Here is a 12,597-nt window from a genome sequence, read left to right on the forward strand (position 1 = left end):
TTATTCATGACTATTAATTTATAAAACTTGGTATAGTGCTACGCTGCCAATACATGCATGTTTTGTAAAACTCCTCCGCATTTGGCAAGCACGATTTACAATAATTCCAACCCAAATTGCTTTTACAAACTGGCAGCAAACTTTACCTTTACGTAAACTTCATATATCTTGCATCAAAAGACGTACTTTTGGTGAAACGATGAGCGCAAATTTAAACCCACAATCTACATATTCAATCAGTGATTTATCAAAAGAATTTGATATCACAACAAGAAGTATTCGTTTCTACGAAGACCAAGGGCTAATAAAGCCAAAACGCCGTGGGCAAACTCGTATTTACAGTCTAAAAGACCGTGTACGTTTAAAACTAATTCTACGCGGCAAGCGCTTAGGGTTTTCGCTAGCGGAAACACGTCGTTTGTTTGAACTTTATGATGCAGATAAAAGCAGTACATCGCAGTTGCATACCATGCTTGATTTAGTAGAAGAAAAGAAAGCATCACTGCAACAGCAAATGGATGATATTAAAGTCGTATTGATGGAACTAAATTCAGCAGAGCAGCAATGCCGTGCAGCGCTTGAACAGGACAAATAAACTCAATAAGACCAAGGATGCGTGGCGCAAAAAGTATTAGAGATTAAAGCATTAATAAAAAAGTATTAAAGAAATACCAATAAAAATAGCCAAACTCATCGACGCTATTGATGCAACAAATTTATATCCAAAAAAGAAAGCATTGAGTCAAAAAGAATTCAAGCTTTCCGATGTTAGCAATAACAGCTAGACCATAAAAATTATAAGCCAAAGAAACAACATAGTTTCACGGCAGCAGTAACCTATATTCAACAGGACACAAGACAATGACATCACTCTACACAAGCCTTAATTTCGGCCTGGGCGAAGACGTGGACATGCTTCGCGACGCCATCAATGACTTTGCAACAAACGAAATTGCTCCAATCGCAGCGCAAGTTGATCAAGACAATGCATTTCCTAATCACATGTGGCCAGTTTTAGGCGAAATGGGATTACTTGGTGTCACTGTGCCTGAAGAATTTGGCGGCGCAAACATGGGCTACCTTGCCCATGTGGTAGCAATGGAAGAAATCTCCCGCGCATCAGCCTCAATCGGCTTAAGTTACGGCGCACATTCAAACTTATGTGTTAACCAAATCAACCGTAACGGTAACGAAGCGCAAAAAGCCAAATATCTACCTAAATTAGTTAGCGGTGAGCACATTGGTGCACTTGCTATGAGCGAGCCTAATGCAGGTTCAGATGTTGTTTCAATGAAGCTTAATGCCCGTAAAGAAGGCGACCGCTACATTTTAAACGGTAATAAAATGTGGATCACTAACGGCCCAGATGCTGACACCCTAGTGATTTACGCTAAAACCGATATCGATAAAGGCCCTCATGGAATTACCGCTTTTATCATTGAAAAAACCTTCAAGGGTTTCAGTACAGCGCAAAAACTCGACAAATTGGGCATGCGTGGTTCAAATACCTGTGAGTTGGTATTTGAAGATTGTGAAGTCCCAGAAGAAAACATTCTTGGCGGCCTAAACAACGGCGTAAAAGTACTAATGAGTGGCTTAGATTACGAACGAGTCGTACTGTCGGGTGGCCCACTAGGCATCATGAATGCATGCATGGATATTGTTGTGCCGTACATTCATGAACGTGAACAGTTCGGTAAATCAATCGGAGAGTTCCAGCTAATTCAAGGCAAAATTGCCGATATGTATACAGGCATGAACGCCGCAAAATCATACGTGTATAACGTGGCTAAATCATGCGATCGCGGTGAAACCACCCGTAAAGATGCTGCTGGCGCTATCTTATACAGTGCAGAACTTGCCACAAAAATGGCATTAGATGCGATTCAGCTACTGGGTGGTAATGGTTACATTAATGAATATGCCACAGGACGATTATTACGTGATGCCAAACTTTACGAAATCGGTGCTGGCACCTCAGAAATTCGCCGCATGCTGATTGGCCGAGAGTTGTTTAACGAAACGAAGTAGTTAGCCTAAATGAGCTAACCTTCAAACGACATAACCTAGACTGATGTTGGAAATAACCAACCATCGGAAATTAGAAAGTGTTTTGCGAAGTATGGTTGGGAGTTTCCCCCATTGTCTCGACCATGCTATCGCTCCCCTTGATTCAATAAGGATATGCATTGTGACGCAATTGAGCAGCCGTATTAACTCCCGTAGCGATGAATTTAAAGCCAAACATAATGACATGGCCGCCATCGTAGACGATTTGAAACTCAAACTCGCTAAGATTGAACAAGGCGGCGGTCCCGTTGCCCTTGAACGTCATCTTTCGAGAGGTAAATTGCTCCCTCGTCAGCGTGTCGAAAAACTCCTCGACCCAGGCTCGCCATTTTTAGAAATCTCCCAATTCGCAGCCTATGAAGTCTATGACGAAGCAGTACCTGCAGCAGGCGTAATTGCTGGTATCGGTCGCGTCAGCGGCGTTGAATGTATGATTATCGCTAACGATGCTACCGTTAAAGGCGGTACTTATTATCCGATTACTGTGAAAAAGCATTTACGTGCCCAAGACATCGCCAATCGCTGTCATTTGCCTTGTATTTACCTTGTCGATTCAGGCGGGGCGAACTTACCCCGCCAAGATGAAGTATTCCCCGATCGCGATCATTTCGGACGTATCTTTTACAATCAAGCACAAATGTCAGCCAAAGGCATTCCGCAAGTAGCAGTTGTAATGGGCTTATGTACCGCTGGCGGCGCATACGTACCAGCCATGGCAGATGAATCGATTATCGTAAAAGAACAAGGCACCATCTTTTTAGCAGGTCCACCGCTAGTTAAAGCAGCTACTGGTGAGGAAGTCTCCGCCGAAGAGCTTGGCGGCGCTGAAGTGCATACGAAAATTTCAGGTGTTGCAGATCACTTAGCTCAAAACGATGACCACGCACTTGAGCTGGCTCGTAAATCTATTGGCCGCCTAAATCATCAAAAAGAAATCGCTGCACAGCTAAGCCCAGTGAAACCACCTAAGTTTGATATTGGCGAATTATACGGCATTGTCGGCACAGATCTTAAAAAGCCGTTTGATGTAAAAGAAGTCATTGCCCGCGTAGTTGATGACTCTGACTTTGATGAGTTCAAAGCTAATTACGGTAACACCTTAGTGTGTGGTTTTGCCCGCATACATGGCTATCCTGTAGGCATTGTGGCAAACAACGGCATTTTATTTTCTGAGTCCGCCCAAAAAGGCGCGCACTTTATTGAATTGTGTTGCCAACGCAAAATCCCATTACTGTTCTTACAAAACATCACTGGTTTTATGGTGGGTAAGAAGTACGAACATGAGGGTATTGCTAAGCACGGCGCTAAAATGGTGACCGCAGTATCTTGTGCCAATGTGCCAAAATTTACCGTCATCATTGGCGGCAGTTATGGCGCGGGTAACTACGGCATGTGTGGCCGTGCATTCGAGCCAACCATGATGTGGATGTGGCCAAACGCCCGAATTTCGGTTATGGGCGGCGAGCAAGCTGCTGGCGTTTTAGCTACCGTTCGTCGTGACGGATTAGCCCGTAAGGGACAAGAATGGTCTGATGAAGACGAACAAGCCTTTAGAAAGCCCATTGTTGAGCAATACGATAAAGAAGGGCATCCATATCATGCAAGTGCAAGATTATGGGATGACGGCATTATCGACCCAGCGCAAACACGTGATGTTGTCGGGTTAGCGTTATCGGCGGCGTTAAATGCGCCTATTGAAGATACTAAGTTTGGTGTGTTCCGCATGTAATTGCGGTTATTCATTCAATATCAATAGGAGCATGCAAACATGGCAATAGCCAACCCATATCAATACATTCAATGCCAGCTTAACCAAGGTGTTGGTGAATTAATTCTAGACCGCGTTGAAAAACATAATGCCTTTGATGAAGTGATGATTAATGAAATGATCACCGCCATCGAAGCCTTTGCAGTAAACGATGACTGTCAGCAATTAATATTACGCGCCAACGGTAAAAACTTCAGTGCAGGCGCCGACCTTAACTGGATGCGCAAGCAAGCCCAAATGGACTTTGAGCAAAACCTCAATGACGCCCATGAGCTGGCTAAATTAATGCACGTGTTAGATAAATTTCCTAAGCCAACTATCGCCTTAGTCAATGGTGCAGCATTTGGCGGCGCACTCGGACTAATTTGTTGCTGCGATATCGCCATTGCCAATGAGCGTGCCAGCTTTTGTTTAAGCGAAGTCAAACTCGGCCTTATTCCTGCTGTGATTAGTCCTTATGTGGTCCGCGCTATGGGTAACCGCCAAGCAAGACGTTACATGCTCACAGCTGAGCGTTTTAGCGCCGACGTTGCGTTAACTCATCAAGTTATTCACGAAATTAATGATGATTTAAACGCTGCAGCACAACCCTTTATCGATGCTTTTAAGGCGAATAGCCCACAAGGCATGTCATGGGTTAAAACCTTAGTATCTCACCTTGAAGATGGCGTTATTAACGACGACACCCTTGCCTACACCAGTGAGCAAATTGCCCGCATACGTGTGTCAGATGAAGGCCAAGAAGGCCTCAATGCATTTTTTGAAAAACGCTCACCAGCTTGGAATGCTTCACTTTCCCAAAGCACTAAGCCTGATGCACAAGGAGCTCAATAATGTTTACCAAATTATTAATTGCTAACCGCGGTGAAATTGCTTGTCGCATTATTAATACCGCCCGCGCCATGGGTGTCCGCACCGTTGCGCTATATTCTGATGCCGACGCTAATGCCCGTCATGTTGCCATGGCAGATGAGTCGTTTCATATCGGCGGCAGTGCGCCTGCTGAGTCATACCTTAAAGGCGATTTAATTATCGATATCGCTAAAAAGGCAGGTGCTGAAGCTATACATCCAGGTTATGGGTTTTTATCTGAAAACGCAGACTTTGCTCGCAACTGTGAGCAAAACGGCATTGCCTTTGTGGGACCTGGCAGTGATGCCATTGACTCAATGGGAAGCAAAAGCGCGGCTAAAATCATTATGGGCGCAGCAAATGTGCCGTTAGTGCCCGGTTACCATGGTGATGACCAAAGCGATGAAACCTTACTCACTGAAGCTGAAAATGTTGGCTACCCAATGTTGATTAAAGCGGCATTTGGCGGCGGTGGTAAAGGCATGCGTATCGTTGAAAGCCAAGCAGAAGTGCTGGATGCCATTAACTCAGCACGTCGTGAAGCAGCATCATCATTTGGCAATGACAAACTATTAATGGAGCGCTACCTGCGCCAGCCTCGCCACGTCGAAGTGCAAGTATTTGCCGACACCTTTGGCAATACTATTTACTTATCAGACCGTGATTGTTCAATTCAACGTCGTCACCAAAAAGTGGTCGAAGAAGCGCCAGCGCCGGGTCTTTCAGATGCACTACGTAAGCAGATGGGTGAAGCCGCCGTTGCCGCAGCTAAAGCCATTGATTATGTTGGTGCGGGTACAGTTGAGTTCTTATTAGATACCGACGACAGCTTTTACTTCATGGAAATGAATACTCGCTTGCAAGTTGAGCATCCAGTGACTGAAATGGTCACAGGCCAAGATTTAGTGAAATGGCAGTTAATGGTAGCCAGTGGCAGCGAATTACCACTAAAACAAGATGAAGTCAGTATTCATGGCCATTCATTTGAAGTGCGCATTTACGCTGAAGACCCTCGTAATGAGTTTTTACCAGCAGCGGGCAAACTCAACTTCCTACGCGAGCCAGATCAAAACCGCTATGTCCGTATTGATTCAGGTATTCGTGAAAACGATGTCATCAGTAACTTTTACGATCCAATGATTTCGAAATTAATTGTATGGGATGAATCTCGCCCTCGTGCATTGCAGCGTTTAACCCATGCATTAAGCTCATACCAAATCAGCGGTCTGAAACACAATATCGAATTTTTAGCTAATATCGCTGAACATCAAGCCTTTGCAGAAGCCGATTTTTGCACCGACTTTATCGAGCGCTACTCAAGCAGCTTAATTGGCGATGTCACCAATGACTCAGATAATGCTTTAGCCCTCGCGGGGCTTTATCAAGTCCTTGCGCGTCAAAAGGCAGCAAAAGTCAACGCCACTAATAGTGACGACCCTTATTCGCCTTGGGGACAAGTCAGCGGCTTCAGACTCAATAGTGCAAGCGTTCATCATGTTGCACTATTAACTGACTCAGTGGCTAGTGATAGCAGCTCGGTTACCAACGTTGAGCAACCTGCCCTGCAAAACTTAGTGATTACTGATTTGGGCAATGCATTGCACCTAGGTCTTAACGGTCAAGCACTCAAGCTTGCAGGTTCAATTCAAGATGATGTGTTGCTGGCAGAAATTAACGGGCATAAAAGTAAAGTCCCAGTGAGCCATGAAGGTGATGACTTTACCCTCTTCTTACCTAGCGGCAGTTACCACTTTAAAGCAGTACTGGCTCAAGTAGCAGAAGACACGGTAGATAGCGCCGATAAACTCAAAGCGCCGATGAATGGCACTGTGGTCACCCATCTTGTTGAGGTTGGCGACAGTGTTACCGAAGGCCAAGGTTTATTAGTCATGGAAGCCATGAAAATGGAATACACCATTGAAGCGCCGTTTGATGGTGTCGTCAGTGAGTTTTATTTTCAAAGCGGTGAACTCGTTACCGATGGTGCCCAGCTTTTGAATGTTGAAGCTCTAAATGTAGAAGCTGCAGATAAGGAAGCCTAATGATGAATGCATCTAGTCTTCCTAAAAAGGTTAGCATTTTTGAAGTTGGCGCTCGTGATGGCCTGCAAAACGAAAAGCCTGTCACGACTCAAGATAAGCTTAACTTGATTGAGCAGCTTGCAGATGCGGGCGTCAAGCGTATCGAAGCTGGCAGTTTTGTGTCACCTAAATGGGTGCCACAAATGGCTGACTCAAAAGATGTGTTTAACGCATTGAATAATCAAAGTGGCATTCGAAAAGCTGGTGTCGTTTATTCAGCGCTAACCCCAAATCTAAAAGGACTGGAACTTGCGCTTGACGCTGGCGCCGATGAAGTAGCCATCTTTGGCGCAGCATCTGAAACCTTCAGTCAGCGTAATATTAACTGCTCAATTGAAGAATCGATTATACGGTTCGAGCCAGTCATGGCGCTGGCTAAAGCCCGTAACATTCCAGTACGTGGTTATGTCTCATGTGTACTAGGTTGCCCATACGAAGGTGATATTGATATTAATGAAGTCGCCCGCGTGTCTGAAATACTTTACAAAATGGGCTGTTACGAGATTTCACTTGGTGACACCATTGGTGTTGGCACGCCTATTAAAGCCCGTAAGATGGTTGAAGCGGTGGCTAAATTAGTGCCTGTTGAAAAACTCGCTTTGCACTTTCACGACACCTACGGTCAAGCACTTGCCAATATTGAGGCGTGTTTAAGTACAGGTATTAGCGTGGTCGACTCATCAGTTGCAGGCCTTGGCGGTTGCCCTTATGCCAAAGGTGCATCAGGAAATTTAGCCACTGAAGATCTGGTGTATATGCTTCACGGCATGGGGATTGAAACTGGCATAGATTTAGCTAAGCTTGCCAAAGCAGGCAACCAAATTAGCCAAGCATTAGGTCGCCAAAACGGCTCAAAAGTGGCACAAGCGATTAGCGCATAATGATTAAGTAAATTAATAGTTTCTAGTTTTAGTTGCTAGTTTTAGTTGCTAGGTTTAGTTACTCATTTTAGTTACTAGGTATAGAAGCAAGCGTTAGCGCATCAGTATTGATAAATCATTTATTACAGCAAGACTGAAAAGGACAAGATGATGGCAGGACTCAATAAAGTCGTTCATAGCTACGAAGAAGCCTTAAATGGATTAACCAATGACATGACTATCATGGTCGGTGGTTTTGGCCTTTGTGGCATTCCAGAAGGGCTAATTAACCACATGGTAAAAATGGGCGTGTCTGGTTTAACTGCCATTTCAAACAACGCAGGTGTTGACGATTTCGGCTTAGGCTTACTGCTTAAGCAACGCCAAATCGCCACCATGATTGCTTCGTACGTAGGTGAAAACGCCACGTTCGAGCAGCAAATGTTATCGGGTGAGCTTAACGTTATCTTGACACCTCAAGGTACATTGGCTGAAAAAATTCGTGCTGGCGGCGCAGGTATTCCCGCCTTTTTCACAGCAACAGGTTACGGCACCCCAATCGCTGACGGTAAAGAAACCCGTGAAATCAAAGGCCGTCATTATGTGCTTGAAGATTCGCTGACGTCTGACTTTGCCCTCGTTCGCGCATGGAAAGCTGACACTATAGGTAACTTAATCTTCCGTAAAACAGCAGCTAACTTTAACCCTATGATGGCAACTGCTGGCAAAATCACCGTGGTTGAAGCAGAAGAAATTGTCCAGCCGGGCGAGTTAGACCCAAACCACATTCATACCCCAGGTATTTACGTTGATCGAGTGATTCAAGCCAGCTTTGAAAAGCGTATCGAGCAACGCACTGTCAAACCAACCGAAGCGGCTGCAAAATAAGGAGCAAGACATGGCATTATCAAGAGAACAACTTGCTCAACGTGTAGCGCAAGAAATGCAAGATGGCTTTTACGTTAACTTAGGTATCGGTATTCCAACCCTAGTCGCTAACTACATTCCTGAAGGAATGAGCGTCATGCTGCAATCTGAAAACGGCTTATTGGGTATGGGCGAGTTCCCAACCGAAGACACCATTGATGCTGATTTAATTAATGCAGGTAAGCAAACAGTCACCGCTGTTGATGGTGCATCGTTTTTCTCATCAGCAGAAAGCTTTGCCATGATCCGTGGCGGCCATGTGGATTTAACCGTATTAGGCGCTTTTGAAGTTGATGTAAACGGCTCAATCGCATCATGGATGATCCCAGGCAAACTAATTAAAGGTATGGGCGGCGCCATGGATTTAGTGGCTGGCGCTGACAATATTATCGTCACCATGATGCACGCTGATAAAAAAGGTAACTCTAAGTTACTGCCACTATGTGAGCTGCCATTAACAGGCTACGGCTGTATTAAACGTGTCATGACAGACTTGGCCTTTATGGAAATCAAAGACGGCGCATTTCACTTGCTAGAGCGAGCTCCTGGGGTGTCGGTTGAAGAGATCAAATCAAAGACTGCGGGTAAGTTGGTCGTGCCAGAGCATGTACCAGAAATGGTGTTTTAGGTTTTTGTTTAAAACCTAAATTGTTGGTTATTTAACATCAAAAGCGAGCTTCATTGGAGGTTCGCTTTTTTGTTGGTGATTCGCAATTCAATTGGGATTGTTTATAACGGCAAAATCAAGGTCGTGGCGCTTCGCCCACACCAGACGAAAGGGAAACAACAGCATTTCCCTTCTCGACATCCCTTGCCGCTCCAACGAAGTGTTTTCCCTCTGACTACTAAGCCAATTCACTACCGCCTCAGATTCGCCATCCATGGCTCAACTGAGGCTATGTCGGCGTCCTGCCTCCATCACGTGAATTAACTTAACGTCATCGGACACTTCGAATGGAGATTGTTGAGTCGGCAGGTTGGTTTTTAACTTTGATAGTCTTTTTCTAAACTCTCAAATTTCAGTTATTTAACGCAAATTAGTTCACTGTTGTCTTGCAGACCGCTACTATAGCTCTAATAATATTTAAAATTTAAAGACATGTAGGTACTATCGTTGACATCATCCGTTCTTGTGAAAAATATAAATGAAATTTTTGAAGCTGCGTCTTTTATAAGCCAAGAACTAATAATTAAAGCAGATTTTTTTAGTGGCGGAGTTTTCGCTTTCAAGAATCAGGTAACTACACCAAGAAAATATTTGCAATGGGCTAAAAAAAACTCAAAAGATAAAAGCGAACATGGTCGTTCAGATGGAATAAATAATGTAAAAAAATCAATAGAGCTCGTTATTAATCAAAACCTCAAGTCTTTAAATATTTCTGTAGGGAATGATAACGTTAGTAAATTCCTGGGAAATAATGTTGACTTAGAAGAAGGTGGAAACACTAAAACAAAACTAATAGCAGCTTTAGGTATTGCACCTTCTATATTGATTTCGGATATCTGGAATCATAGAAATGATGCTGAACATGAATTTATAATCCCTCCTTATAGAACTGTTAAACAAGCAATTGAAGTCGCTGAATTACTAATCTTGAGTAACGATAAAAGAGAAGAAAGAGCTCTAACTATAGAATTTCGCGATATCAGAATTGAAAGCCTTGAGAAAAACTATAAAGACCCTTTCAGGCTTAAACCAATACCTACAGGGATAGTTTTCAGTTGGACATTGGGTGAAGAAAAAACACTTTTTAAACTCCAATATGATGAGTTTAAAGAAGGTAAATATCAAAGTTATATTTATGAATTCACTGGTGTTGAATATGAATTTTTACTACTTATTAAAGCTTCCTTCTGCGATAAAACTTATGACAGAGAAGTGTTTGAAAACACGATTACAGAGTTTTTAAATACCATCTACAAAGACAGCTTTAAAGTCCGTGAGTTTCAATATAATGACCCCCAGTTCCCCGAAAATAAGTGCGAAAAAAAAGTGGTGTCAGAGTAAACTTTCTATATCCAACACTAAATAAACCTGCTGGCTCAATGATCTCCGTTTGAAGTTGCTGAGGACGTTGAAGAAAATAGCGTGAGTCCAGACATGGATGTCTGGCTAGCTTTCGTTTGGCCATGGATGGCCTATCGAAAGCGTTAGCTATTTTCGAATAAGGCCGAAGGTGACAACTTCGTCGGAGCGGCATGGGAGATCCACGAGGGGGAATGCTGTTGTTTCCCCTCTTGGTCGGGTGTGGGTGGAAAACCCACGACTTTAAATCTTAGTGACCGAAGGTCATTAGTAAATATCTATGTAATCGTGACATTCATATACCCATATACATCAGATGCGAATCTGAGGCGGTAGCAAATTGGCTTAACTAGCATGAAGCTTATCTACTGCGAAAAGTCACTTCGTCGGAGCTGCATGGGATGGCTCTTAGAAAAAGTAAGAGGGGGATTGCTGTGGTTTCCCTTTCGTCACTCTTAATAAAGATTAGGGGGCGAAGCGTCACGATTTTAAATCTATGTGACCGATAGGTCATTAGAGTAAATCACATCAGAGAAATCATATCCGAAAACTCCAATGAACCAACCCTAATTCAGAAATAAAACACTAATCAAAAACATCACCCAAAGTACAACACGAATTGCGATAACTTTTTTAGGTTTTTTAACGCCCTCGCCGTATTCATTATTGCCAAACATCTCAAAGTCACTTTTATAGTCCAGTGACCACAAAATTAACGCACAAAAGTAGATACCAGCAGCGTAACTAATTTCAAGAAAATAACTAAAGGTCACACCCAAAATCGTACAAAATAACATCGATATAAAAACGGGTAATACAATGTTTTTCATTTTAATAAACTCATAATCCTAACCATGAAAATAGCCATTAATTCGTTTGATAAACCTAAGTGTAAAGGTATTCAGATAAGAAAATATTTGCAGAAGGCTGGATATTAATTCCTATAGTAAAGTCTAATATTATAAGACAGTTACCATTCGACACAAGCTAAAAACCACGATTAAATTGCAGCGTTTTTCTCCCTACTTTAAGTTAAAATAAGGATCTGGCTTAGGGTAAACTTACGAGAAAATTGCCAGTTTCATCTACTGGTTCATTTGGATATAAATTATATAGCGCTAGTCTTTTTAAGGAAAAATGCGTGACCAAATCAACAAGCGTCAGTTAACACACGAACAGAAGGGCCTTCCCCCTGAGGGTTTTGATAACGTACCTGACAACCGTACTCAGTGCGATTTCCAGTTGTTGGGGCACCACTAAAGAAAATGTAAATTTGGTTGTCACCAGACGCCTTATCGATGAAGAAGGGAGCTGCACTAGGGTTGTTCTCGATAACGTTTTTTCCAACAGAATCGATATTGAACCAAACTTGTACTTGGGTGTTAATTTGTTCGAATGAGTCTCCACCATCAACCGATGGATAACCTGCTAGAAGTGGTACTTGCACTCCGCTGATGGTGATTTCGTCTTCGCTGTTATCTTTGCCTTCAATAACCGCTTTACTATTCAAAAGCGCTAACGCTGACTCCATGCCAGCCCCTACACTTAACATGGTATTGGCTTTGGCATCTTGACTAAGATTGATAAATCGCGGCGCAACAATCACTGCTATCACGCCAAGTATGATGATCACAACAACAAGCTCTATCAATGAGAACCCTTGATTCTGTCGCATGGTGTGCCTTACTCCTGTCCATCACTACTAAGTTCCTTATAACACATTGTAATTGAGGAGGCTGTAACATAGTGTCAAAAAGTTAAATAAATGGGATCAATCAGGGTAAAATGAGACAGAGTTTACTTCTTCAAAACTCCAGCTTAATCAGCATACTCACCGTTTTCAATTGGAAGTGTCGAAATACGATAGTTGACTGAGTCGTAATAGTTAATTGGCTCGTAATAGTTAATTGGCTCGTAAAAGGTAGTCATTTTCGTGCATCCATGCACGCCATGACATACAGGGTCAGCCTATCGATGCAGGCATAAGCTTATATTGAATTATGATGAGTCTTT

11 protein-coding genes are annotated in these 12,597 nt (G+C 43.0%); 9 read left to right on the forward strand and 2 right to left on the reverse strand.

Annotated features, from left to right (window positions below; all coding sequences use genetic code 11):
- The first annotated feature begins 199 nt into the window (after positions 1-199).
- From QPX86_RS14060 to QPX86_RS14100, 9 genes are all read left to right on the forward strand, one after another.
- On the forward strand, positions 200-595 hold the full coding sequence (locus QPX86_RS14060; RefSeq protein WP_220755178.1) for a MerR family transcriptional regulator: 396 nt from the start codon (positions 200-202) through the stop codon (positions 593-595).
- 266 nt (positions 596-861) lie between these two features.
- Entirely contained in the window at positions 862-2,031 is a 1,170-nt protein-coding gene (locus QPX86_RS14065) for an isovaleryl-CoA dehydrogenase (RefSeq protein WP_220755177.1), read from the forward strand.
- Between the two features lie 160 nt (positions 2,032-2,191).
- Complete coding sequence (locus tag QPX86_RS14070) at positions 2,192-3,799, forward strand: carboxyl transferase domain-containing protein (RefSeq protein WP_220755176.1); 1,608 nt, start codon at positions 2,192-2,194, stop codon at positions 3,797-3,799.
- A 39-nt stretch (positions 3,800-3,838) separates the two neighbouring features.
- Positions 3,839-4,672 (forward strand): enoyl-CoA hydratase-related protein, encoded by an 834-nt coding sequence (locus tag QPX86_RS14075; RefSeq protein ID WP_285163036.1) that lies wholly within the window; start codon positions 3,839-3,841, stop codon positions 4,670-4,672.
- Positions 4,672-6,732: an acetyl/propionyl/methylcrotonyl-CoA carboxylase subunit alpha gene (locus tag QPX86_RS14080; protein WP_285163037.1), complete on the forward strand. Its 2,061-nt coding sequence runs from the start codon at positions 4,672-4,674 to the stop codon at positions 6,730-6,732. Before QPX86_RS14075 ends, QPX86_RS14080 begins: the two co-directional genes overlap by 1 nt.
- Complete coding sequence (locus tag QPX86_RS14085) at positions 6,732-7,652, forward strand: hydroxymethylglutaryl-CoA lyase (RefSeq protein WP_285163038.1); 921 nt, start codon at positions 6,732-6,734, stop codon at positions 7,650-7,652. Before QPX86_RS14080 ends, QPX86_RS14085 begins: the two co-directional genes overlap by 1 nt.
- A gap of 150 nt (positions 7,653-7,802) precedes the next feature.
- A complete protein-coding gene (locus QPX86_RS14090; RefSeq protein WP_285163039.1) occupies positions 7,803-8,519 on the forward strand; it encodes a CoA transferase subunit A in 717 nt (238 codons plus the stop codon).
- Positions 8,520-8,529: 10 nt separating this feature from the next.
- Positions 8,530-9,186 (forward strand): 3-oxoacid CoA-transferase subunit B, encoded by a 657-nt coding sequence (locus QPX86_RS14095; RefSeq protein ID WP_285163040.1) that lies wholly within the window; start codon positions 8,530-8,532, stop codon positions 9,184-9,186.
- Positions 9,187-9,672: 486 nt separating this feature from the next.
- Positions 9,673-10,566 carry a hypothetical protein gene (locus tag QPX86_RS14100; protein ID WP_285163041.1) on the forward strand — a complete coding sequence of 298 codons (894 nt, stop codon included), beginning with the start codon at positions 9,673-9,675 and terminating at the stop codon, positions 10,564-10,566.
- Between the two features lie 584 nt (positions 10,567-11,150).
- Here the strand turns inward: QPX86_RS14100 and QPX86_RS14105 are convergent.
- Positions 11,151-11,414: a hypothetical protein gene (locus tag QPX86_RS14105; protein WP_285163042.1), complete on the reverse strand. Its 264-nt coding sequence runs from the start codon at positions 11,412-11,414 to the stop codon at positions 11,151-11,153.
- Positions 11,415-11,734: 320 nt separating this feature from the next.
- Positions 11,735-12,259 (reverse strand): prepilin-type N-terminal cleavage/methylation domain-containing protein, encoded by a 525-nt coding sequence (locus tag QPX86_RS14110; protein WP_285163043.1) that lies wholly within the window; start codon positions 12,257-12,259, stop codon positions 11,735-11,737.
- Between the last annotated feature and the right edge of the window lie 338 nt (positions 12,260-12,597).

It is taken from the genome of Shewanella goraebulensis (assembly GCF_030252245.1).
Lineage (GTDB): Bacteria > Pseudomonadota > Gammaproteobacteria > Enterobacterales > Shewanellaceae > Shewanella > Shewanella goraebulensis.